Source organism: Polycyclovorans algicola TG408, from assembly GCF_000711245.1.
In the GTDB taxonomy this organism is placed as follows: Bacteria; Pseudomonadota; Gammaproteobacteria; order Nevskiales; family Nevskiaceae; genus Polycyclovorans; species Polycyclovorans algicola.
The window spans coordinates 2,325,034-2,348,764 of sequence record NZ_JOMH01000001.1 but is presented as its reverse complement, the minus strand read 5'-3'; the positions used below and the strand labels follow the sequence as shown (position 1 = coordinate 2,348,764).

Here is a 23,731-nt window from a genome sequence, read left to right as displayed (position 1 = left end):
GTCAGCAGGATTTGCGGCCTGACGCCAGGCTCAAGGCCTCGAACTCGCTCACGATCTCGACGATGGCTGAGGAGTGTGGTGGCACGCGGCGCAGCACGTAGTCGGCAATCTCATCGGCGTGCTTTTCGTAGCCGAACTTCTCGATGGCGTAGTGGTTCACCGACAGCGGGACCCTCGGGATGTAACGCGAAAATGGCGGGATGTTTTTCTGCACCGTCGCGTTGAGCGACGCCATGCTGTAGTGCCCGATGACGCTGTGCTGATGAATCGCACAGGCCGGCGCGATGTGTGCACCGCGCAGCAGGCGAACCAACCCGGCAATGGCGGTGACGCCGGCAACCGTCACGTCGTCCTGCACCTCAAGATCGTGGGCAATGTGCACGCCCTGCATCAGAAAGCAGCGATCACCGACGCTGGTGATCAGCCGGTGCACGGGCTTACTGATGGAGCTGTATTCCCGAATGATGTTGCCGCTGCCGATACGGATGCGCGCGCCAGAGCAGTCGTGATGACGCTGCCGGGTGTCCTGCCCCGGCCCGCCGATGGTGACGTGCGGCGCGATGATGTTGTAGTTGCCGATCTCCAGCGGTCCGATCAAGACGCTGTAAGGGCCGATGCGGTTGCCCCGGCCTAGGCGCACATCACCTTCGATGACGACTGTGGGGTGAATGTCGTTGTCGCGGTCGTCGACGACGCGCAGGTTGCCAGGGTTCGCCGCCCGCATCGGGGGTACAGCCGGGGCCGCCGCGATCCTGGTCGAGCTGTCCCTGACATCCAAAACCTTCGCGTCCTGCGGCATGGCCGGAGTTTAGGACGGGATAAATCTCACAAATGCCGGGTGCTGTGGTTGATTGCCGTAAGCGATTGAACGCGCTTCCGTAGGCGCTGCGCCTACGTGATCAAGCGTCGGCCGTGGCCGACGGCGTGCCCACCACCGCCTGCTTGCCGCGCATGCCCTTGGCCACGTAAACGCCATTGACGTTTTTCAGCAGTTCGGCGCGTTGCGCGCGCGGGTTGTAAAACTGCCGATACCACTCGCGCTGCTTGTTGAACGGACCATCGCCCTGCACAAACAAACCTTTGAGACAGGGTTTCTTGTGCTTCCAGACTTCGAAGTCCTGGGCAAAGGCGGCCAACGCCATCGCCTGATACTGGCGCGCGCCCTCGCGGTCGGCGTCGGTGGCCACGGCGGCTCCGGTCGGCGATTTCACCATCAGGTTGTGCCAGACATAGGCGCTGCCGTCATCCACTGGCGTGTGGGCAATGATGATGTACGACTCGTGCATGCCCAGCATCTTGGTGATCAGCAGGCTGGGGCCGGTATAAACCGCTTCGGTTTCCAGCATGGCGCCGCCTTCGGTCACCAGGGTGCGATGCCCGCCGCCCATGCGCTGGGTGACGACATGATCCTTAAACTCGTTCTCGAAGTATTTTGTCAGCGAGCCGTGCACCGGACCAAAGTGCGCAACGTCGGTGATGTTGTCCATGATCTCTTGCGTGTGGCAGTTAACGATACCCAGGTCGTCGTACTCGCCTATCGCCCAACTCGGATCATCGAATTCGGGAATGTTGGCCAGCTCGTAATCGGGCTCGCCGCCTTCGGGATCGTGCCAGACGAACACCGCACCCAGATGTTCTTGCACGGTCCAGGATTTCACCTTGGCCGCCGGCGGAATCGGGCCGGAGCCGTAGGGAATCTCGTTGCACTTGCCGTCCGGTCCGAAGCGCCAGGCGTGATAAGGGCAGCGAATGCAGTCGTCTTCCACCGCACCGTCTTGCGCCACGTAGGACGTGGTGTTGCGCGCCAGATGCGTGCCCATGTGCGGGCAATAGGCGTCCAGCAGCACCACGCGCCCGCTCTTGCCGCGATACAGGGCGAAGTCCTGGCCGAAGAAGCGCACGGCCAAGGGCGTGTTCCCCACCTTGCTCGACACCGCCACCATGAACCAGCCGCGTGGAAAGTCGAACGTGCCCAGCCCGTATTCCTTTGATGTCGCCATGAATGCTCCGCATCGCAGATCAATGTGGACGGCAGTATCGGAACCACGCCCGGGTTGGACATCGTCAGTTTGGGTGAATCACTGGGCCATTTCGGACACCAGCGAAATCGGATTGGTTTGCGAGGCCGGCAACGCGCTCTTTGATGGTTCGGTTGGCTGGGGCTGCCCCAACCGCCCCCGCGTGGCAGACCCCCTTAACGCGGAATAATCTTTTTGGGTGAGGTCAGCGGACGGCAGATCGGTGACAACGGTCACGTCAAAAACCGATCCGCTTGCTTACACGCCTGCCGGACCAAACCGCTTCAGGAGAATCTGAACATGCAAACCCAACGCGCCAAGACCGTTGATCTGGTCACTCCCGACATGCTGGTGCAGCGCGCCAAGGACATGGTGCCCAAGCTGAAAGCCCGTGTGGCCGAGGCCGAGGCCAGTCGCCAGATTCCAGCGCAAACCATTGCTGAGATGAAGGCCGCGGGCTTTTTCCGCATCCTTCAGCCCAAGGCCTACGGCGGATACGAGATGGACCCGGAAGTGTTCTACGACGTGTGCATGACCCTCGCGGAGGGCTGCATGTCCACCGCTTGGGTGTACGGCGTGGTGGGCGTGCACAACTGGCAGATGGCGCTGTTCGACCCCAAGGCGGCTGAAGACGTATGGGGCGACAACGATGGCTCGGTGCTGGTCGCCTCGACCTACATGCCCAAAGGCCAGGTCACACCGGTCGAGGGCGGCTTCAAATTCAGTGGCCGATGGGGCTTCTCTAGCGGCATCGCACACTGCGGCTGGGTGCTGCTGGGCGGGCTGATTTTCACCGAAGGTCAGCCCCCCGAATACCGCACCTTCCTGCTGCCGAAAAGCGACTTCGAAGTGGTCGACACCTGGCACACCATGGGTCTGAAGGGCACCGGCAGCAACGACATCGTGGTGAAGGACGCGTTCGTCCCCGAGTACCGCACCCACAAGGCCAGCGACGGCTTCATGGGCACCAACCCGGGGCGGCATACGTTCACCGCCGATCTGTACAAGCTGCCGTTCGGCCAGATCTTCGTGCGTGCCGTGTCGTCAGCGGCCATCGGTGGCCTGCAAGGCGGGCTGGATACCTTCCGCGACTTCGCCAGCGTGCGCGTCGGCGACATGGGCAACAAGACTTCCGAGCAGGGCCCGGCACAGATTGCCGCGGCCGAAGCGGCTGTGGCCATCGATGAAATGAAGCTGGTGCTGCGCCGCAACTTCGAAGTGCTGATGGGCAAGATCCGCAAGCAGCAGCCGCTGGACGACGTTCAGCAGCGCCTGCACTTTCGCTACCAAGCCTCACAGGTGGTGGAGCGCAGCGCGCAGCACATCTACAAGCTGTTCTCGGCCTGCGGCGGACGCGGCATCTTCACCGACTTCCCGCTGCATCGGTACATGACCGACATTTTTGCCGCACGCGGCCATTACGCCAACAACCCTGACCAGTTCGGCCGCAACTACGGTGCGGTGATGTTGGGGCGTGAAAATACCGACTACTTCATTTGACGAAGCGGCTGATCATCCCCTCTCCCGCCTGCGGGAGAGGGTGGTCCAAAGGACCGGGAGAGGGCGCGCCGCAGGCGCGGGGACGCTCGTCTTGGTGAGTCGGTCGCTGCCGATGCAGCCCTTTACTCCGTCCCGCTCCCGCTGAAAGAACGTGTCGCACAGGTGCCCATCCATATGATTACCCACAACACCCCTCACTGGGACGAGACCTACGACGTCATCGTCGTGGGCTCCGGCGCCGGCGGCATGACCGCAGCGCTGTGCGCCAAAGATGAAGGCCTCTCGTCCGTGGTGATCGAGCAGGCGGCGGTCTACGGCGGCACCAGCGCCGTGTCGGGCGGCGGCATCTGGATTCCCTGCAACGACGGCATGCCGGCCACTGGTATTTCAGACAGCCCCGAAGAAGCGCTCGCTTACCTGAAGCACCTCACCGGCGGTGACGTGCCATTGCCGCGCCTTGAGGCCTATGTCTCGCAAGCCCCGAAGATGGTGCGGCACCTGAAAAACGCCTTCGGCGTCGAGTTCCGCCCGGTCGCGAAGTACCCGGACTACTTCCCCAATGAGGACGGCGGCAAGCCCGGCGCGCGCACCATGGAGCCGGTGCCGTTCGACGCCGCGCAGTTGGGCGACACCTTCAACACCCAGCGCGAGCCGTACAAAAGCACCCTGGTGCTGGGCCGCATCAGCATGGACCAGGTGCAGGCGCACGTACTGTTCTCGCGCGCCAAGGGCTGGATATGGCTCACGATGAAACTGATGTGGCGCTACTGGAGCGACCTGGGCTGGCGCCGCAAAACCTGGCGCGACCGGCGTCAGGTGCTGGGTCAGGCGCTGGTGGCGTCATTGCGTGGCGCGATGCTGCGCAAGCAGATGCCGCTGATGCTAGAAACCTCACTCGATGGGCTGGTGGAAGAAGGCGGCCGCGTGGTCGGCGTCAACGTGCGCCGTGGCGGCAAGCTGGTGAAGCTGCGCGCCCATCACGGCGTGATCATCGCCAGCGGCGGCTTCGAAGCCAACCAGCAGATGCGCGAGCAATATCTGCCGCAACCCACCAAAAAAACCTGGAGCGCGGCACCGGGCATCAACAATGGTGACGGCATTCGTGCCGGCCAAGCGCTCGGCGCCGGGGTCGGCTTCATGAACATGGTGTGGGGCACGCCCACGGTGGAATTGCCGGGCGCATCGGTGGCCGCCGCCATGTTTGTTGAACGGTCCCTGCCCGGCTGCGTCATGGTCAATGGCCTCGGCAAACGCTTCGTCAACGAGGCCGCGCCCTATACCGAGGTGGTGCACGCCATCAATGAGAACCAGGCCCGAACCGGCCAAGCCGTGCCGTGCTGGTTCATCTTTGACGGGCGTTTTCGCCAAAGCTACCCGGCCGGACCAATGCTGCCGGCCGGCATCCAGCCGGACAAGAAACTGCCGAAGGCCTGGTGGGGCAAAGCCCTGTTCAAAGCCGACACTGTGGACGGTCTTGCAAGCCAAATCGGCGTGGATGCCAAGGCGCTGGCACAGACCATTGCCAACATGAACCGCTACGCCGTCGACGGCAAAGACCCGGAATTCGGCAAAGGCGATGACGTGTTTCAGCGTTACTACGCCGACCCGCGCATCACGCCGAACCCCTGTCTGGCACCCATCGTCAAGGCGCCGTTCTACGCGCTGGCCGTCACGCCCGGCGAGATCGGCACCAAGGGCGGCCTGCTGACCAACGAGCACGCCCGCGTCCTGCGTGAAGACGGTAGCGAGATCGAAGGTCTGTACGCCATCGGCAACTGCTCGGCTGCGGTCATGGGCCGCACCTACGCAGGCCCCGGTGCAACCCTTGGGCCAGCCATGACCTTCGGCTTTATTGCCGCGCGCGACATTGCTGCACAAGCAAAGAAGCAGCCCATCGCAGAGGCCGCCTAAGAACACAACTGTAGGTCGGGTTTCAACCCGACACGCAGCCTTGAAGTCGGACTGGAGTCCGACCTACGAACAACCAGCGGTGGCCGGGAATCCACACACGCCGCCCATCAGGAGAGCAGCGATGAGCAGACTGACCGGCAAGGTCGCGTTCGTGACCGGCGCAGGGCAAGGCGTCGGGCGCGGCATCGCGCTGGCACTGGCCAGCGAAGGCGCAGCGGTGGCCGTTGTGGGCCGCACGCTCACCAAACTTCAGCAGGTCGTCACCGAGATCGAGCAACGCGGCGCCAAAGCGATTGCGGTGGAATGCGACATCAAGAACGCGGCCACCCTGGCCGCCGCGGTGCAGACCACCGTGGACCAGCTCGGCGGCCTGAACATCCTCGTCAACAATGCCCAGGAAGTGCCGCTGGGCACTCTGGCGCAGGTTACCGAAGAAGCCTTTTCGGCAGGCTGGGAATCCGGGCCCATGGCCACCTTTCGCCTGATGAAGCTGGCACATCCTCACCTGAAAGGTGACGGCGTCATCATCAATCTCGGTTCGCCGGCCGCCATGCGCTGGGACGCCAGCGGTTACGGCGCCTACGGGGCAGTGAAAGAAGCCATTCGCCAGCTCACCCGGGCCGCCGCCTGCGAGTGGGCCAAGGATGGCATCCGCAGCAACTGCATCCTGCCGCTGGCGCAGTCGCCGGCCATGGACTGGTGGACGCGCGAGCGCCCGGCCGAGGCCGCCGCCTTTGTCCCCACCGTGCCCATGCAACGCGTGGGTGATTGCGAGGCCGACGTGGGGCGCTTCGTCGCCACCCTGTGCTCGTCCGGCTGCGGCTACATCAATGGTCAGTCCATCGCGGTGGATGGTGGTCAGGCGTATCTGGGATGAGCACCGTTCGCACGGAACGCCTCAACGGTGGCGTCATCGAACTGGTTCTGGGCCCGGTCGGCGGCGCGCCGGTGATCAACGATGCCTCGGCACGCGCGCTGCGGGAAACCGTGCGAGCTCTGGCGGATGAGGCCGACCTTCGCGTCGTTCTGATGCGCTCCGAGGGCAAATTGTTCTGTGCCGGCGGCGACATCCACGCCATGCACGCCGCGGGTGAGGACAAGGGCGCCCTGCTGCGCAGCATCCTCGACACCATTCATGAAACCGTTCGCCTGCTGCGCGCCCTGCCCCAGCCGGTCATCACCCTGGTGGAAGGCGCGGCGGCCGGTGCCGGGTATTCACTGGCACTCACGGGGGATGTGGTGATGGCCTCCGAGCGCGCCAAGTTCGTGCCCGCCTACCCAGCGCTGGCCACCACCTCGGACGGCGGCCTGAGTCACTTTTTGTTGCAGCGCATCGGCGCGATGAAGGCCATGGACGTGATCCTCGCGCACGCGCCGCTGACGGCCACCGAGGCCCAGCAACTTGGACTGGTGCTTGCCGTGCATCCTGCCGAGTCCGCCTTGGCGGAAGCCCGCGCTTACGCCGATCGTTTGGCACAGCATCCACTGCAGGCGCTGTCGGGCTTCAAGTCGCTGCTCAACAGTGGCGATGCCTCGGCGCTGTCGGCCCAGCTCGACCGCGAGCGCGCGCTGTTTCTGGCCAATGCCGATACCGCGCTGTTCACCGAGCGCCTGAACGCATTCGTCCAGCGCGGTTGACGGACGAACCCCATGCACGCCAACGCGCCGTGGTCTCCCCTGACGCTGGGCGCGTTGACCCTGCGCAACCGCTTCATCAAATCCGCCACTAACGAGGGCATGGCCAAGGGCGGCGTGCCGTCGAAGGCGCTGGTGGAACATCACCGGCAGATGGCAGCGGGCGGCGCGGCGATGACCACGGTGGCGTACTGCGCCATCGAGCCTGACGGCCGCACCTTTGAGGATCAGGTAACGCTCGATGCCCACAGCCTGCCGCATCTGCGCGTGCTCACCGATGCGGTGCATCGTGAAGGCGCGGCCGCCAGCGCGCAGATCACCCACGGCGGCGCCTTCACTTTTCTGCCCCGTCTCGCAAACTCGAAATACCCGCTCAGCGCCTCGGGCGGTTTCAACAGCGTGGGCGTGATCAGCGGTCGCCTGTTCAAGACCGCCATGACCCGCGCGCAGATGGACCACATCGCCGAGACCTTCGTGCGCGGCGCCGTGCACGCGCGGGAGGCCGGCTTCGATGCGGTCGAAATTCACATGGGCCACGGCTATCTGCTGAGCCAATATCTCTCACCGGCCTACAACCACCGCACCGACGACTACGGCGGCGATGCGGTGCGCCGGGCGCGCTTTCCGGTGGAAGTGCTGACCCGGGTGCTCGATGCGGTGGGCAGTGACATGGCGGTGGTCTGCAAGATCTGCGTCACCGAGGGTCACAAGAAAGGCGCGTCGATTGAGGACGTGATGGTGACCGCGCGCGCTTTGGAAGCCGCGGGCGCACACCTGTTGGTGCTCTCCGGTGGCATGAACGTGGAAGCGCCGTGGGCCATTTTCGGCAGCAACATGCCGGCCAGCGCGGTGGAGGTGATTCAGCATCCGGTGATGAAGTTCGCCACCCGACTGATGCGGCTGGTCGAGCCCAAAGTCACCTTCCGTGAGCTGTATTTTCGCGAGCATTCACAGCAGGTGCGCGGCGCCGTGACCATGCCGCTGGCCTACCTCGGTGGCGCCAAGTCATTGGCCGGCGTCGAGCAGGTCATGGGCGACGGCTTTGACGCGGTGGTGATGGGACGCGCGCTGATCCACGAGCCGCAACTGGTCAACCAGTTTCGCGACGGCACCACCACCGTGTCGGGCTGTACCGCGTGCAATCAATGCGTGACCAGCATGTACACGGCGGCAGGCACGCATTGCGTACTGCGCGGCGCGGCAGACCCGGCGCCGAATCAGAGGCCTGCAGCGGCATGAGCACGGTGGCGTGGTGCGCTGAACACCTGCCGCGACTCGACGGCAAGACCGCACTGGTCACCGGCGCCGCCAGCGGCCTGGGGTTTGAAACCGCGCTGGGGCTGGCCAGCCTCGGGGCCGAGGTTTGGCTCTGTGATCGCAACGTGCAGGGCGGCGAACAGGGCGGCGAACAGGCCATGCGGCGCATCCACAGCGCCTGCCCGAACGCCCAACTCACATCTGTCGAACTGGACCTCGGCGACCTGACGGCCGTGGGTCGATTCACGCGGCGGGGCGCGCCCGCGCAGCTCGACATTCTGGTCAACAACGCCGGGTTGTTGCCGCCCCTGCAACGTGCCACCACGGCCGACGGCTTCGAGCTCAAATTCGGCATCAACGTGCTCGGCCATTTCGCGCTGACCAACGGACTGATGCGCGCCTTGAAGGCCAGCGATGCCCCGCGCGTGGTGTGGGTGTCGAGCCTCGTACACCGCCGCGCGCAGATCGACTTTGACGACCTGAATGCCGTACGTCATTACGACCCGCAAGGCGCCTACAACCAGGCCAAGCTGGCCTGCCTGATGCTGGCCATGGAACTGCACCACCGCAGCCGCGACACGGTGCCGCACCTGAGAGCCGTCGCGGCGCACCCCGGTGTGGCCAAAACGGCCATCGGCAGCAGTCGCGACGGCCAGGCCCGGCGCGGCCTGCGCGACCACCTCACCGACGCCGCGTTCTGGCTGGCCATGAACGTCTTCAGCCAGCCGCAGGACGTGGGCGCCCGCTGCATTCTTCAGGCGGCGGCAGGCGACGATGTCGAAGGCGGCGATTTCTGGGGGCCGGACGGTTTCGCTGAAATGCGCGGCCAGCCGACGCGCGTGGCGCTGTCAAAAATGGCGAAAAGCATCAATCAACGGCAACGGCTGTGGACCGCCTGTGAAGCCTTCATCGACTAATCGTAGCAACCATGTTTCGTCAAGCTCTTTTCTCGACGAGTTTAGGGTTCCATGCGGAGGTGTCGCGGAGCATGGCGTTGAGGATGGTGAGGAGTTTTCGTGCGACGGCGACGAGGGCGACTTTGTGCGGTTTACCGGCGGCTTTGAGACGCTCGAAGAAGGCTTTGAGCGGGACATTGAAGCGACTGGCCGACAGCGCCGCCATGTACAGCGTGTTGCGCACCTTGACGCGCCCGCCCCAGATCGCGCGCTTGCCGCGGAACGTGCCGGAGTCGCGGTTGAGCGGCGCCACCCCCACGAGTTTGGCGATGCCGTGACGATCCAGCTTCCCCAGTTCTGGCAGATCGATCAGCAGCCGTCGTAGGGTCTGTGGCCCGACGCCGGTGACGACTTCGAGCAAGGCCACTTTCTCGGCCCAGGCGGGCGAGCCGCGCAGGGTGTCGTCGAGGTCTTGGTCGAGGGTTTTGATCGCTTGGTCCAGAAAGGCCAGATGCCCGTCGATGGAGCGTTTCATCGCCGTGCTGGCGCGATGCCGACGATTCTTTTCGGCGGCGCTCATTTCAACCAACTGACTGCGCCGGGCGAGCTTATCGGCGAGTTCCAGGGCCGCTGCATCGGGCAAGTTGCGCGGCTGGGGCTGGAGGCGCAGACCGAACAGCGCCAGCACCTGGGCGTCGATCTGATCGGTCTTGGCCAGTTGCCCCGACGCGCGGGCGAAGTCTCGAACCTGACGCGGATTGATAACGGCTGCGGCGATCCCGGCGGCGACCAGGGCGCTCGCTACCTGGCGTTGCAGACCGCCGGTGGCTTCGATCACCACGATGTCCACGCCGACCTTTCGCAGATCGGCGACCAGCGACTGGATGCCGTCTGGCGTGTTGGCAACCTCGCCGCGACTCCGCTCTGGCAGTCGATGCCAATCCAGACGCTCGGCACAGACGTCGATTCCCAAGGCACTGCGATACACGCTGATACTTTCCATGACCCCTCCTTGAAAAAGTGCGGACTCCGAACCACGGTCCGAGCAACCATTCGGGTTTTAGAAAGAAAACCAGCCAGAGGCTCCAAAAGCTACGAAACGGTCTGCAAGACCCAGGGTGGGACGGGCTCTCCGGCTGTTACTACGACCGCTGAAAAACAATACACAAGGGTGGGTAGAGCGCAGCGAAACCCACCGAACAAACGCCACGACATTCGCACCGTCAAGCCAAGTCAACCCGAACCCATACCGTCCAAAAGCTCACCATTGCAACCGTAACAATGGTGGATTTCGCGTTGCTCTATCCACCCTACGATCTGGCTCCCTCTCCCGCAGGCGGGAGAGGGAATAAGCCGCGATCACTCCACCCCCGGCGCGCCCGGAAACCCCACGTAATAAAACCCCGTGGTCATGCCGCCATCCACAGTGATTTCGGCCCCGCACAGATACGACGACTCATCGCTGGCGAGGAACAGTGAGGTTTGCGCCACTTCATTGGGCTCACCGACGCGCTGCATCGGCACCATCTGGTAGCGCTGGTTCACCGCCGCCTTGTCTTCGGCGTAGGGGTTGCCCATGGCGGTGTCGACGCCGCCCGGATGCACCGAGTTCACGCGCACGCCCTTGTGGCCGTATTCCATGGCCGCGACCTTGGTGAGGCCGCGAATACCCCACTTGCTGCTGCAATAAGCGCCGAGGCCGTTGGCGGCCTTCATGCCGTCCACCGACGAAATGTTGACGATGCTGCCGCGCCCCCGCTCCAGCATGTGGGCGCCAATGCTGCGAACCCCCAGAAAGCTGCCGGTGAGGTTGACCGACAGCACGCGTTCAAAGTCAGATTTCTCGGTCTGTTGCAGCGTCTTGAACATCAGCACGCCGGCGTTGTTGACCAGCACATCCACCGCGCCGCCGAGGTCGATGCCCGCCTGCAGCACGCGCTGCCAACTGGCTTCGTCGGTGACATCGTGCTGAACAAAGCGTGCGTTGCCGCCGAGCGTTTTGGCGAGCGCTTCACCTTCGGCGGTGAGCACGTCGGCGATGATCACCCTCGCGCCTTCGGCGACGAACAGCTCGGCGGTGGCAGCGCCCATGCCGCGCGCGGCGCCGGTGATGATCGCGGTCTTGCCCTGTAGACGGTTCAATGTGCATCTCCTCAATTCATTCGCTGTGCTCCCTTCCCCCGCCTGGGGAAAAGGGCGGTACCGGAAGGGGCGGGTTGTTGAGTGAAGGTCCGCCGCGCCTAGGGCGCGCCCTCTCCCGGTCCTGCGGACCACCCTCTCCCGCCTGCGGGAGAGGGAACTACCCTCACTCCACCTGTGGGGCAATGGTGACGGCAATGCCTTTGAACTCAGCGGTGAGCGGAATCTGGCAGGCCAGTCGCGAGGTGGGTTTCAGTTCAACAAAATCAGCCAGTGCTTCCAGCATCATCGCTTCGTCTTCGCTCTTGGCCGGCAGGCGCGCCGCCCATTCGTCGGCGATGTACACGTGGCAGGTGCCGCACGAGCAAGCACCGCCACAGGTGCCGTCGACCCCTGCCTCGCCGTTGCGCAGCACTTCCATCAGTAATTCGCCGTCGGCAGCGTCAAGGCTGCACTGACGACCGTCACGCAGGGTGACGAGCACGTCGGCCATTAAGGGGCGCTCCAAAAAAAGAGTCGCGCCTGGTCCAGTGGAGGTTGGCGCCAGGCGCGACAGAGGTCGTTCAGTTGCCGCGATCAAACCTTGGCTTGGTCTTTCTCGGGGTAGAACTGCTTGAACCATTTGCGGAACTGAAGCACCGGGCCGTCACCGTCGCAAAGCAGCGGGTTGGGCCGGTATTTCTTGTTGTTCCAGACGATGAAATCGACGCTCTCGAAGCCGGCGCTTTCTTCGCCTTCGGCGGCACCAATCATGTGGTCGATGATCTTCTTCGAGACAATGAGTTCCTTCGTGCCTTCGTCGTAATCCACGTGGCGGAACGACATGTTCATCTGCGATTTTTCATGGCTGATGGGCGTCGTGTACGAGAACATCGTGGCGGTGACGCCTTCCTGCGTGAAACGCATGACATTGATGCCGGGGCCGAAGCCCTCGCCGACGATGTAGCCCTTGCCGATGTCGAGGAAGTTGCGATGACCGTCATAGCGCGCTTCCACTGGCGGAATCATCGGCGCGCCGTGCAAAAACTTCAGGTGCGCGACGTCAACACCGTTCTCGGCAATTTCCTGAATGCAGGTGTCAGCCGTCCATGAACCGCGCCGCGATCCGGCGTAACCGGTGGGGTCTTCCATCTCGGGCACATAGGGCAAATCCCATGCCGGTGGCTGCGCTTCAGGGTGATACCACGCCCACAACATGCCGTACTTTTCCTGCATCGGCAGGGTACGCAGAATGGCCTGTTTCTTGATGATGGGCGGCGTCACCTTGGCGTAGGGAATGTTCTTGCACCAGCCTTCGGTGTCGTATTCCCAATGGTGGAACGGGCAGCGCAGATGCTCACCGCAGACCTTGCCGCCGTGGCCCATGTGGGCGCCCAGGTGCGGGCAGTACGGATCGCTCATGCCCGGCTTGCCGGACTCGGTGCGGAACAGCACCCATTCCTGGCCAAACACGAACACGTTGCGCATCTCGCCGGCGTTCAACGACTCGGCGTAGTCGACAAAGAACCAGCCGGACGGAATCGGGAACGGGCAGCGTTCCAGGTCCTGCGCACCTAACAGCGCTTCGAGTTTCATTTCGCCCATCTTGGATCACTCCTCCTGACAAATTCGGTAGCGGTTGACGTCTTGCGAGCGCCACGCGGCACATGCCTTTTAACGATGGTGGCAAGACCGGGGCGCCGTCGCATACTCCATACAGGTGATACGTGAGTCTTGGGCCTTATTCGACAACAGCGGGGTGCGCCTGCGTCGGCCCGCCCAGCATCGGTCGGTGCGACGGCGGTTGGCGACCCTCGTCATCGATGCCGTACTCGGTGGCCAGTTCGGCCGAGATCAGCACCTGTCCCGATTTTTCTGCGCGTTTGGGATCGCGATACAGGGCCGAGATTAGGTGCCCCGTGAAATCCGGTGTTTCGGCCATGTCCCAGAACCCTGCGTACTTCTCGGGCTCGCTGTCCATCACCCGCTTGGTGCGGTCGGTGCGCAACATGCCCATCCACAGCGACACCGCCGCCACATTGTGGGCGCGCAGGTCCACCGCCATGTCCTTGGCAAATTTGTCCACGCCCACCTTTTGCGCGCCGTAGGCCGGGCCGTGCATGTAGCAACTGGCACCAAAGCTGGAGGTAAAGGCGATCAGCCCATTGCCCTGCTTCACCATCAGCGGCGCGGCGTACCAGCTCGCCACATAGGCCGAGCGCAATCCCACATCGAGAATATCGACCAGCTCGACAGGCTTCTCCCAGAAGCCGCCCTTGTTGATCAACTCGTCGTGTAGAAAGGTCGCGTTGTTGACGAGGATGTCCACCCGCCCCTGCTCGGCGGCCACGCGCTCGAACAGCGCTTTCACGTCGGCGTCGTTGGCATGGTCACAGGCCACCGCGATGCCGGTGCCGCCGGCTTGCGTCACCGCATCGGCGGTGGCGGCAATCGTCCCAGGCAGCGCCGCATCCCCTTCCTTCAGGCTGCGCCCGGTCACGTACACGGTCGCGCCCTCACGTCCCAGCGCGATGGCAATGCCCTTGCCCGCCCCGCGTGACGCGCCGGTGACTACGGCGACAACGTTCTTCAACGGCTGACTCATGCTCGCTCCTCACATCGCAGATCGGGCCACGGCCCGGAGTGTTGTGAGTCAAACAGTAGCCAGCCGCGACCCATGCGGCCTCATCAGTTTGTGTGAAGTGCTGGGTATGCAGTTCTTTGTTACGACACACTCATCGTCCGAGGATCGCGACATCATGTTGGGCATGAGTTCAGGCGCCCGACTGCTCATCGTGTGCCACTGCGAGCGCGCTAATGGCGAGGTCGTTCGCATCATCTCGGCCCGCAAGGCGATAAGGAACGAAGCACGTTATTACCCCGGTGATTCACATAAAGGCTGAGTACGATTTCTCAAAAATGAAGGCCCGCAAGAATCCTTACGCATCGAAGCTCAAGAAGCCGGTGACGATGAGGCTCTCGGAAGACGTGGTGGCCTATTTCAAAAACATGGCCGAAGAGACCGGGGTGCCTTACCAAAGCCTGATCAACCTGTACCTGCGTGATTGCCTGGCGCAGAACAGGCGCTTGCAGATCAAGTGGCCAAGTGCAGCTTGATGTTGGGCCCATCAGTTTGTGTAAAGCCGCAGGGCTCGCTGGACATGAGGGGCGGGAGCGGGGATGCTCCGCCATCAACGCGATTCGAACAACGACACATGTCGCCAATCTCAAGGAATGCTGAAGTCGGCGCAGCGGCGGCGTGCTGGCACCGGTTCGCGTTGGGGACGACAACGCCACGACAAGCATCCGAACTGCGGCTGTCCGAACCAAATCAGGGTCGCGTGATCATGTCGGGCATTCCAGACCGTTGCGATCACGTTGGGTGGGATCAACAGAAGATTTTTATTCCGTCTAATTGGTGTTAGGGATCATCTGCAAAACCCCTCCTCATGGGACAATTCACGTCTCGTCGATGACCTGTTGAGCGCCTGAATCTGATGAAGCAGTTGAGCCTTGCGTCTGGGTTTGAAGTGTCCTCTAAACGCACGCGCAAGCGGGTGTTTCTTGAAGAGATGGACCAGGTGGTGCCCTGGCGCGAGCTGGTAGCGCTGATTGAGCCCCACTACTGGGGTAAAGCCTCGACGGGTCGCCCACCGTTTCCCTGCGAGCTGATGCTGCGAATTCACTTCCTGCAACAGTGGTTCGGGCACTCCGATCCCGCCATGGAAGAATCCCTTCACGATGTGCCGCTGTATCGCGAGTTCATTGGTATTGATCCCGGAGCCGATCGTCTACCCGACGAGAGCACCATCCTGCGCTTCCGGCATTTGCTCGAACAGCACAAGCTGGCCCCCGCCATGCTGCAACTGATCAATGAACTGCTGCGCACACGGGGGCTGATGCTCAAAGCCGGTACCGCCATTGACGCCACCCTGATCCACGCCCCCAGTTCGACCAAGAACAGCAGCGGCGAGCGCGATCCGGAAATGCACCAAACGAAGAAAGGGAATCAGTGGTTCTTTGGTATGAAAGCCCACATCGGTGTGGATGCTGACTCCGGGCTGGTGCACGCCGTTGCGGGTACTGCTGCCAACGTCCATGACCTGACGCCGGTCGACGAGCTGCTGCATGGAGATGAAGAGCATGTGCACACCGACGCGGGCTACCAGGGCATCGACAAGCGCGAAGAACTCAAGCACCACACCGTTGAGTGGCAGGTCGCGATGCGCCCCGGCAAGCGCCGGGCATTGCCCGACACACCGATGGGCAAACTGATCAGCGAAATTGAAAAAACCAAGGCGCGCATTCGCGCCAAGGTCGAACATCCTTTCCGGGTGATCAAGCGCCAGTTTGGCTACACCAAGGTTCGCTACCGGGGATTGGCCAAGAACACTGCCCAATTGCAAACCCTGTTTGCCCTTTCCAACCTGTGGATGGTGAGGCGACGACTGATGGTTGCGGGATAGGTGCGCCTGATGAGCGCCAAAACCGAGGTTATGCAGCGATTCGAAGCCAAAACGGGCAATGCGAAGCCTCGAATCTCGATCCTCCGGTACGACTTTCGTCACCGCACGCTTGGCAGCCCGTCTCAGCATGGGTTTTTCAGATGATCCCTAGCGAATAATAGAGAACTGGAGTAAATATGAAGGAAAAGCTGAAGGTGCACGCATTTGGAGTTAAGTTGCATGACAAAAGCGGTAACTTTGAAGACCTTCTGAAGCAGATAAAGAGTGACCCCCTGCAGGCAAGGGTACGAAGTGTTGGGTACTCAGATATGCGCATTGAGGATGTCAGCCAGAAAGACGGCTTGTGGTTTTTCGATTTTGGGAAGTTTCGGCAACAGCATGGACCGGGAAAAGCTTCAAAAACTACACCTGTTAAAGGATTTTCTTTCAGCAAAGGAGAGGTGTTTTGCGAGGAAACCGCATGTCTATACCTGCCAAAATCTGGGCACCTCATTGTTCAGTACAATCATCATGGGGCGAGAGTCGGAAAGATTCAGGACTATCTGAACTCATATGACCCAAACAATTCATACACGTTTGAGCTTGTGCCAAAGTACGATGATACTGTTGAGCGAAAGTTTCGTAACCGTGCAGCCACAAAAAAAATCGTTTTTGAGATTGACCCTCGCTTTCTTTCTAGAAAAAGGGGCCAGGGTCGATTTAAATGACCGGCGGGTTTCGCTTTGCTCTACCCGCCCTACGGCCCCGCCGGCCTGTGCGCCGCCGCGAAATTGACCGACGTGAGTAAAAGCGACCCACGCCGCTGAACGACGCAAGTGCTTCGCTAGACTCGCCGCCTATGCAGGGCAACTTCCGCTGGATCATGGTGTGGGCAGGCGTTGCGGCTATCTCGGTGCTGGTGGCGGGCTTTGTGCTGCGCGACGCCTTGCCGCCGGCCCACAGCGCGGCGGCGGCGACCCAGCCGGGGCCCATCGACATCGGCTTTGCGCAGTCAATGACCCTGCATCACCAGCAGGCCATTGCCATGTCACAGTTGCTGTTGGACGACCGACCCAGCGGGCTGACGGCGTTGGCCAAACAGGTCGCTTACGGGCAGTTGATCGAGCTGGGTGAAATGCGCGGTTGGCTGCGCCTGTGGGACGCGCCGCTGATGCCGCTGAAGGTGGATATGAGCTGGATGTTGCAGGGCGCCACACCGCCCAGCGCCGACCTGCTCGCTTATCTGCTGGCCTGCAGCCAGTCGCCCACCGGCATGTCGGGCCTGGCGACGAATGAAGAGCTGAATGCCTTGCGTGCGCTGGACGGCCCGGCACGCGACAAACGCTATCTGGAAATGATGCTGGCCCATCACCTGGGCGGCTTGCCGATGGCGCGCTTTGCGGCAGAAGAAGCCCACCTGAAAGTGGTGCGGGATCTGGGCGTGCGCATCGTGCTGGAGCAGGAACGCGAGGTGCAGGTCATCCGCCAGGCGCTCGCCGCCATTGATGCGCTGGCGTTGCAGCCAAGTCACTGAAGCGGCGGGGCGGTCATGCTCGCGACGATAAATAGTCGCCCCTGAAAAATCCCCAACCATCTGACTATATTCGAGAAATGTCTGTTTTGTAGCTTCGTGAATCGCCGATATTTGCGATAATTGCATTCAGAAACTGGCAAATTCTGAGGTGTTGGACATGCGTCATCGCAGTTCACCGGTCGATGGGCCTGAAGCCTGCTCTGAGGATCTTTTTCGATCACGCCTGGACCAGATGATCGAGATGCGCCACCCCCTGATCCAGTTGGCTGCGGTCATGCCCTGGGAGACCTTGGAGCGCGAACTCTCAAGTGTGCTGCCCCCCGCGCCCGCTGGCGCAGGGCGTCCCGCTCTGCCGTTGCGGATGATCATCGGCTTGCTGTATTTGAAGCACGCCTACAACCATTCTGATGAGCAGGTCTGTGCCCGCTGGTTGGAGAACCCCTATTGGCAGTTCTTCTGCGGAGAGGTGTTTTTCCAGACCCGCTTCCCCTGTGACCCCAGTTCACTGACGCGTTTCCGTCAGCGGTTGGGAGAAGCCGGCGTCGAAGAACTGCTGGCCCAGACCATCGAGGCTGCCAAGGGTTTGAAGGCGGTGCGTAGTGCCGATCTGGAACAGATCATCATCGACTCCACGGTGCAGGAGAAGAACGTCGCTTACCCCACCGACAGCCGCTTGCTGGAGATTGCCCGGCACAAGCTGGTGAAGGCCGCCAAGGCCGAGGGCATTGCCCTCAGGCAAAGCTATGCCCGTATCGGTCCTGCGCTCAGATTCAAAGCAGGCCGCTATGCCCACGCCAAGCAGTTCAAGCGTCTACGTCGCACCTTGAAGAGCCAACGCACCCTACTGGGACGGCTGATCCGGGAACTGCACCGCAAAGCCCATGCAGAGCAACTGCAACGGCTCGCCGCCGTGCTGGAGCGCGCCGAGCGGGTGCGCACCCAAAAGCCCAAAGACAAGAACAAGCTCTACGCCCTGCATGCTCCTGAGGTGGAATGCATTGGCAAAGGCAAAGCCCGTCAGCCCTACGAGTTCGGCGTCAAGGTCGGCATTGCCATCACCGCAAAGAAAGGCCTGGTCATCGGCGCGCGCAGCTTTCCGGGCAACCCCTATGACGGCGACACCCTCGAAGAGCACCTTGAACAGACCGCCATTCTGACCGGCGTGACGCCTAAAGCCGCCATCGTCGATCTCGGTTATCGCGGCAGGCAGCCTGACAACATCACCATTGTTCACCGAGGCAAGCGCAAGACCCTCAAACCCCCGCAGGTCAAACTGCTCAAGCGACGACAGGCGGTCGAACCGACCATCGGTCACCTGAAGGACGAGCACCGCATGCGGCGCTGTCACTTGAAAGGACAACTCGGCGATGCCCTCAATGCCGTATTGGCCGCCGCCGGCTACAACATCAGATGGTTGATGCGATGGATCGCCCTTTCTTGGGCCCAAATCCTGTGGGTACTGAAATCGATGTCAGCAGTTCAAGACCGACATCAAGCTCAATTCCCGATCACAAGCGCCGTCAGGTGATGGGCAGAGTGAATTCTTCAGGGACGACTAAATAGTGAGGGGTGGACGATGAATCCAATGATGCGATTCCTGTGCGGCGGCTCGCTGGCCGTGGCGCTCGCTGCCTGCGGCAGCAGCGACTCCATCAGCATGAACGTTGTCGACGACGGCCCCACCCCACGCGCCGCGTGCGGGCCGGGCTCCAACCCCGAAACCGGCATGCAGGGCCGGGTCAGCCGCGCCGACCATCAAAGCGGTCGTGCCGCCGAAGGCTTTACCTGCAACACCGAACTGGTGGGTACCTACTTCGACCGCAACCCCATCGGCACCGTTGGTGGCTTCAAGGTGGAGCGCTACACCGACCGCAGCGGCCGCGATTGCGCGTACTACGACACCACGCTGCTGTTCCCCAGCAACGTGCTTGACATCGAAGCCGGCGTGAACGTGCTGGACATGAGCGACCCCACCCAGCCGACCCTGGCCCGGCGACTGATCACCCCGGCGATGTTGACGCCGCACGAGTCGATGGTGGTGTCGCAACAGGCTGGCGTGTTGGCCGCCGTAACCGGCAACCCGGCCTTTCTGCCCGGCATTGTCGATGTGTATGACCTGGAGCCCGACTGCCGAAACCCGACGCTGCGATCCTCATCGCTGACCGGCGTGCTGGGTCACGAGAGCGGCATCTCGCCCGACGGCAAGACCTTCTTCTCGGCCTCGCCCGGCACACCAACCTTGACGGCCGTGGACATCTCCAATCCGCTGCTCTCGCGCCGCCTGTGGACCGGCAACTTCACCTCGCACGGTGTGCAGATCAGTGACGACGGCAATCGCGCGTATCTGGCCGCCGGCAACGATCAGGGCGTGCTGATTCTGGACGTGTCCGAAATCCAGTCGCGCCAACCTGACCCGCAGGTGCGGGAAGTGGGCCGCGTGTCGTGGGACAACAAAACCATCCCGCAGACCGCCATCCCCTTCACCCGCGACGGCCGCCCCTACCTGCTGGAAGTTGACGAGTTCTCGACCGATGGCGGCAGCGGCAGCCTGCTGCCCGCATTTCACGGCTCCACCGTGGGCGCCGGGCGCGTCATCGACATCAGCGACGAAACCGCGCCGGTGGTGATTTCCAACCTGCGGCTTGAAGTGCACCAGCCGGAGAATCGCGACCTGATCGGCGCCGACCCCGGCGCGCAACTGCCGGTACAAGGCTATGCTGGGCACTACTGCAACCTGCCGACCCGCGTTGACCCCGACATCGTGGCGTGCAGCATGATCGTGTCGGGCCTGCGCATCTTCGACATCCGCGACCCGCACAACCCGCGCGAAGTCGCCTACTTCAACGCCCCGGTGAAGCCGCGCCTCACGCCCGTACTGGAAGCCAGCAACTGGGCGATGTCCAGCCCGTCCTTCGTGCCCGAACGCAAGGAGATCTGGTACTCCGACGGCTACGGTGGCTTCTACGCGGTGCGGGTGACAAATGGGGTTTGGTGAGTTGGTGTGGCGGGTTGACGTGGCGGGTTTCGCTGCGCTCTACCCGCCCTACGATTGGTCTACGTAGGGTGGATCGAGCGCAGCGAAATCCACCAACTCCCCCCAGCACGTAGGGTGGATAGAGCAAAGCGAAATCCACCAAAAACGTCGCATCAGTCGCGGAGCTTGTATCCGCCAACCCCCAGTGGCAGGCTGAGACATGCCTCAGTACACGCGCGCAACGGTGCCCGGTGGGACATTTTTCTTCACCGTGGTCCTGCTGGACCGGCAGTCGCAGTGGCTCACAACACACATCGACGCGCTTCGTGACGCCTTTCGCAGCGTTCGCGCCCGCCACCCGTTCTCGGTGGACGCCATCGTGGTGTTGCCCGATCACTTTCACAGTGTTTGGACGCTGCCGCCCGGCGATGCCGACTTTTCCACCCGCATGCGCCAGATCAAATCTCCATTCAGCCGCTCCTTGCCGAACACCGAGCAGCGCTCAGCCTCACAAACGGCGCGAGCTGAGCGCGGCATCTGGCAGCGTCGCTATTGGGAACATGTGATCCGGGACGCAGACGACCTGCGCAACCATGTCGATTACATCCACTACAACCCGGTGAAGCACGGCCATGTGCGACAGGTCAGCGATTGGCCGTATTCGAGTTTTCACCGTTACGTGAAGATGGGTATCTATCCGCCGGAGTGGGGTGGAACCGTTGATGCAAAAGCGGCTGAGTGGGAGTAGCGACACTTGCCCGGCGGGTTTCGCTGCGCTCTACCCGCCCTACGAATCGCGTGGCGTAGGGTGGATAGAGCGCAGCGAAATCCACCAACTCCCGAAGCAAAAAGCTACCGCCCCCGCAACTCGAACTTCATGATCTTGCCCGAGGCATTGGTCGGCAGGCTGTCGACCACCGCGATCTGCCTCGGCACCTTGTAATTGGACATTTGCTCGCGGCACCAGCTGATGACGGCGGCAGGCTCGATGGTGCTGCCGGGGCGGGGAATGATGAAGGCTTTGCCCACCTCGCCCAGCCGCTCGTCGGGCACACCGATGATGGCAACCTGGGCGATGTCGGAGTGCGCGGCCATCATCCGTTCGATCTCGGCGGGATAGCAGTTGAAACCGCCGCTGATGTACATATCCTTGAGTCGATCGGTGATGCGCAGGTAGCCGCGCTCGTCGAGCACGCCGATGTCGCCGGTGTGCAGCCAGCCTTCGGCGTCGATGGTTTCGGCCGTGGCCTTTGGGTCGTCCAGATAGCCCTGCATCAGGTTGTAGCCGCGCACGACCACTTCGCCTTCATGACCGGCGGGCAGTGGCTGGTTATGTTCATCAAAGATGCATACCTCGGTGCCGGGCAGCGCCCTGCCGCAGGTGGTGGCAACGGTCACCGCATCATCTTCGGGGTAACAGAACGACACCATGCCGGAACATTCGGTAAGACCGTAGCCGGTGAGCAGCACCTTGAAGCCCAGCTCGGCGCGCATGCGTTCAACCAGAATCGGCGGCACGCTGGCGGCGCCGGTCATGGTGGCGCGCAGTGAGGAGAGATCCACCTGGGCCCGTTCGGGCGCGTCCAGCAAGCTGACAAAAATGGTCGGCGGGCCCGGCAACACGCTGACGCGGTCGGCCTCGACGCGGCGCATCACGGTTGCGGCATCAAACACCGCCTGCGGCAGAATCGCGCAGCCGTGCAGTAGCGCCGTGAGCCAGCCCGCCTTGTAGCCAAAAGCGTGGAAGAACGGGTTGATGACCAGATACCGGTCTTCCGGCACCAGCTGCATGCGCTTGCCCCACTCACGCGCCACCCGCAGGTTTTGCCCATGGGCGCTCATCACGCCCTTGGGTTGGCCGGTGGTGCCCGAGGTGAACATGATGTCCATCAGGTCGTCGGGCTGGATCGCCGCCGCACTGGCATGGACGGCGGCGGCATCGCCACCCTCGCCGCACGCCATGAACGCGGACCAGTCTTGATCTGGTCCTTCCGCCTCGCCCAGCACCACCACCTGTTCCAGGGTGTCGGGCAGATGACCCTTGAGCTGCGCGGACAAATATTGATTCAGGAATCGCCCGGCGCAGAACAGCAGCCGCGCTTTCGAGCGCTGCAGGATGAAGCCCACTTCCTGCCCGCGCATGCGGGTGTTCACCGGCACCAACACTGCGCCCAGCGTCTGCACGCCCAGCGCGGCAATCACCCACTCCGGTGTGTTCGGCGCCCACAGCGCCACGCGATCACCTCGCTGAATGCCGAGGGTCAATAACGCTTGTGCGGCCTGCAGGCGCAGGGCGTCCAGTTCGGTGTATGTCGTGGCCTGACCGGCCTCGCTGATCAGCGCCGGTCGCTGTGCAAATGTGGAAAAAACTGCATCAAGGGCGGCAGGAAAGGTTTGGGTCATGGGGCGAGCAAGGTAAAACGCAAGTGGCTCCTCTCTCCCGTCTAACGGGAGAGAGGCTGGGAGAGAGGGCGCCCGCGCAGCGGGCGTGGGGCGGATGCGCGACGTCTCGCTAGACATTGGAGGCTGCCTCCGTGTCTGCGACACGGCCCTCTCCCGCCCCGTTGGGGCACCCTCTCCCGCAAGCGGGAGAGGGGATCATGGGCGACCTTCAATCCGCCCACATCAGGTAACCGTTATCAATCCGCATCTCGGCACCGTTGATGAATTTCGACTCATCCGAGGCCAGGAACAGCACCAGATTGGCGATGTCGGTGGGTTCGCAGAAGCGCGCCATCAGCCGCTTGGCATCGTTACCGTCACGCACCGTCGATGGCTTGTTCGGATCGCGCGGCAGATTGAACACCATCGGCGTTTTGATGCCGTCAGGGTGGATGCTGTTGCAGCGGATCGGCAGATGTTGAAAGCGGCTGTGCGCGGCAATCGAGCGGGTCAGCCCCGCCACAGCGGCCTTGGAGGCACTGTAGGCGCAGAACGACGATACGCCGCCAATGCCGGCCATCGACGACATGTTGACGATTGATCCGCCACCCCGCGCCTTCATTGCCATGTAACCGTAATGGCAGCCAAGGAAATAGCCGGTGGAGTTGACCTTTTGCACCTGTTCCCAGAGTTCCAGCGTGGTCTCTTCGATGGTTGCCTGCTTGAGAATGGCGGCGTTATTGACCAGCACATCCACACCGCCAAAATGCTCGGTGGTTTTGGCAATGACGTTCTTCCAGCCGTCTTCAGACGCGATGTCGTGCTGTATGAACATCGCCTGGTCGCCGATCTGCTTGGCAAGCGCTTCGCCCGCGTCAACGCTGACATCGGTGATCACCACCCTGGCGCCCTCTCGTGCCATCAGCAGTGCGTCTTCCTTGCCCACGCCGCTGGCGCCGCCGGTGATGATGCAAACCTTGTCTTGTACGCGTCCCATGGTGACTCCTCGTTGATATTGGATATTCGATTCCCTCTCCCGCTTGCGGGAGAGGGTGCCCGCC

Annotated in this window: 23 protein-coding genes; 14 read left to right on the top strand and 9 right to left on the bottom strand. The window is 62.5% G+C overall.

The annotated features are described in order from the left end of the window. Window position 1 precedes the first annotated feature (1 nt). On the bottom strand, window positions 2-724 hold the full coding sequence (locus U741_RS0111255; RefSeq protein WP_052378723.1) for an LbetaH domain-containing protein: 723 nt from the start codon (window positions 722-724) through the stop codon (window positions 2-4). A gap of 175 nt (window positions 725-899) precedes the next feature. Then, window positions 900-2,000: an aromatic ring-hydroxylating dioxygenase subunit alpha gene (locus U741_RS0111250; protein ID WP_052378722.1), complete on the bottom strand. Its 1,101-nt coding sequence runs from the start codon at window positions 1,998-2,000 to the stop codon at window positions 900-902. Between the two features lie 318 nt (window positions 2,001-2,318). On the opposite strand from U741_RS0111250, the gene U741_RS0111245 reads away from it, so the two are divergent. From U741_RS0111245 to U741_RS0111220, 6 genes are all read left to right on the top strand, one after another. After that, a complete protein-coding gene (locus tag U741_RS0111245; protein WP_052378721.1) occupies window positions 2,319-3,518 on the top strand; it encodes an acyl-CoA dehydrogenase family protein in 1,200 nt (399 codons plus the stop codon). A gap of 174 nt (window positions 3,519-3,692) precedes the next feature. Next, window positions 3,693-5,429 carry an FAD-dependent oxidoreductase gene (locus U741_RS0111240; protein ID WP_052378720.1) on the top strand — a complete coding sequence of 579 codons (1,737 nt, stop codon included), beginning with the start codon at window positions 3,693-3,695 and terminating at the stop codon, window positions 5,427-5,429. Between the two features lie 121 nt (window positions 5,430-5,550). After that, window positions 5,551-6,306: an SDR family NAD(P)-dependent oxidoreductase gene (locus U741_RS0111235; RefSeq protein WP_029890567.1), complete on the top strand. Its 756-nt coding sequence runs from the start codon at window positions 5,551-5,553 to the stop codon at window positions 6,304-6,306. Continuing rightward, the gene (locus U741_RS0111230) at window positions 6,303-7,067 is read left to right on the top strand and encodes an enoyl-CoA hydratase/isomerase family protein (RefSeq protein WP_029890566.1); all 765 of its coding nucleotides are present in this window, start codon (window positions 6,303-6,305) and stop codon (window positions 7,065-7,067) included. The genes U741_RS0111235 and U741_RS0111230 overlap by 4 nt, the downstream gene beginning before the upstream one ends. 12 nt (window positions 7,068-7,079) lie before the next feature. Next, window positions 7,080-8,303: an NADH:flavin oxidoreductase gene (locus U741_RS0111225; protein ID WP_029890565.1), complete on the top strand. Its 1,224-nt coding sequence runs from the start codon at window positions 7,080-7,082 to the stop codon at window positions 8,301-8,303. Next, entirely contained in the window at window positions 8,300-9,238 is a 939-nt protein-coding gene (locus U741_RS0111220) for an SDR family NAD(P)-dependent oxidoreductase (protein ID WP_029890564.1), read from the top strand. Before U741_RS0111225 ends, U741_RS0111220 begins: the two co-directional genes overlap by 4 nt. 19 nt (window positions 9,239-9,257) lie before the next feature. Here the strand turns inward: U741_RS0111220 and U741_RS0111215 are convergent, their stop codons facing one another. The 5 genes from U741_RS0111215 to U741_RS0111195 all read right to left on the bottom strand — a co-directional run bounded on the left by U741_RS0111215 (window position 9,258) and on the right by U741_RS0111195 (window position 13,940). Then, the gene (locus tag U741_RS0111215) at window positions 9,258-10,220 is read right to left on the bottom strand and encodes an IS110 family RNA-guided transposase (protein ID WP_029888477.1); all 963 of its coding nucleotides are present in this window, start codon (window positions 10,218-10,220) and stop codon (window positions 9,258-9,260) included. Between the two features lie 356 nt (window positions 10,221-10,576). Further along, window positions 10,577-11,359 carry an SDR family NAD(P)-dependent oxidoreductase gene (locus U741_RS0111210; RefSeq protein WP_029890563.1) on the bottom strand — a complete coding sequence of 261 codons (783 nt, stop codon included), beginning with the start codon at window positions 11,357-11,359 and terminating at the stop codon, window positions 10,577-10,579. A gap of 163 nt (window positions 11,360-11,522) precedes the next feature. Then, complete coding sequence (locus U741_RS0111205; RefSeq protein ID WP_029890562.1) at window positions 11,523-11,849, bottom strand: 2Fe-2S iron-sulfur cluster-binding protein; 327 nt, start codon at window positions 11,847-11,849, stop codon at window positions 11,523-11,525. 83 nt (window positions 11,850-11,932) lie between these two features. Beyond that, complete coding sequence (locus U741_RS0111200; RefSeq protein WP_029890561.1) at window positions 11,933-12,940, bottom strand: aromatic ring-hydroxylating oxygenase subunit alpha; 1,008 nt, start codon at window positions 12,938-12,940, stop codon at window positions 11,933-11,935. Between the two features lie 136 nt (window positions 12,941-13,076). Continuing rightward, complete coding sequence (locus tag U741_RS0111195; RefSeq protein WP_029890560.1) at window positions 13,077-13,940, bottom strand: SDR family NAD(P)-dependent oxidoreductase; 864 nt, start codon at window positions 13,938-13,940, stop codon at window positions 13,077-13,079. Here U741_RS0111195 and U741_RS19995 point away from each other — a divergent pair. The 8 genes from U741_RS19995 (at window position 13,939) to U741_RS0111160 (ending at window position 21,036) form a co-directional block, all read left to right on the top strand. Next, window positions 13,939-14,238: a BrnT family toxin gene (locus U741_RS19995; protein ID WP_366504275.1), complete on the top strand. Its 300-nt coding sequence runs from the start codon at window positions 13,939-13,941 to the stop codon at window positions 14,236-14,238. The two genes, U741_RS0111195 and U741_RS19995, sit on opposite strands and share 2 nt — an antisense overlap. Continuing rightward, a complete protein-coding gene (locus U741_RS0111185; RefSeq protein WP_029890558.1) occupies window positions 14,228-14,452 on the top strand; it encodes a BrnA antitoxin family protein in 225 nt (74 codons plus the stop codon). The genes U741_RS19995 and U741_RS0111185 overlap by 11 nt, the downstream gene beginning before the upstream one ends. Before the next feature lie 380 nt (window positions 14,453-14,832). Beyond that, window positions 14,833-15,801, top strand: coding sequence for an IS5 family transposase (locus U741_RS0111180; protein WP_029889639.1), 969 nt, complete (start codon window positions 14,833-14,835; stop codon window positions 15,799-15,801). Window positions 15,802-15,977: 176 nt separating this feature from the next. After that, complete coding sequence (locus U741_RS19245; protein ID WP_152551579.1) at window positions 15,978-16,508, top strand: DUF6731 family protein; 531 nt, start codon at window positions 15,978-15,980, stop codon at window positions 16,506-16,508. 131 nt (window positions 16,509-16,639) lie between these two features. Then, window positions 16,640-17,314, top strand: coding sequence for a DUF305 domain-containing protein (locus tag U741_RS0111175; RefSeq protein ID WP_029890557.1), 675 nt, complete (start codon window positions 16,640-16,642; stop codon window positions 17,312-17,314). 157 nt (window positions 17,315-17,471) lie between these two features. Then, window positions 17,472-18,842, top strand: coding sequence for an IS5 family transposase (locus U741_RS0111170; protein WP_052378719.1), 1,371 nt, complete (start codon window positions 17,472-17,474; stop codon window positions 18,840-18,842). Between the two features lie 57 nt (window positions 18,843-18,899). Continuing rightward, complete coding sequence (locus U741_RS0111165) at window positions 18,900-20,309, top strand: LVIVD repeat-containing protein (protein ID WP_029890555.1); 1,410 nt, start codon at window positions 18,900-18,902, stop codon at window positions 20,307-20,309. A 199-nt stretch (window positions 20,310-20,508) separates the two neighbouring features. Beyond that, complete coding sequence (locus tag U741_RS0111160; RefSeq protein ID WP_029890554.1) at window positions 20,509-21,036, top strand: REP-associated tyrosine transposase; 528 nt, start codon at window positions 20,509-20,511, stop codon at window positions 21,034-21,036. Between the two features lie 104 nt (window positions 21,037-21,140). Here the strand turns inward: U741_RS0111160 and U741_RS0111155 are convergent, their stop codons facing one another. Next, entirely contained in the window at window positions 21,141-22,691 is a 1,551-nt protein-coding gene (locus tag U741_RS0111155; protein ID WP_029890553.1) for a FadD3 family acyl-CoA ligase, read from the bottom strand. Window positions 22,692-22,899: 208 nt separating this feature from the next. Next, window positions 22,900-23,667 (bottom strand): SDR family oxidoreductase, encoded by a 768-nt coding sequence (locus tag U741_RS0111150; protein ID WP_029890552.1) that lies wholly within the window; start codon window positions 23,665-23,667, stop codon window positions 22,900-22,902. Window positions 23,668-23,731: the final 64 nt, after the last annotated feature.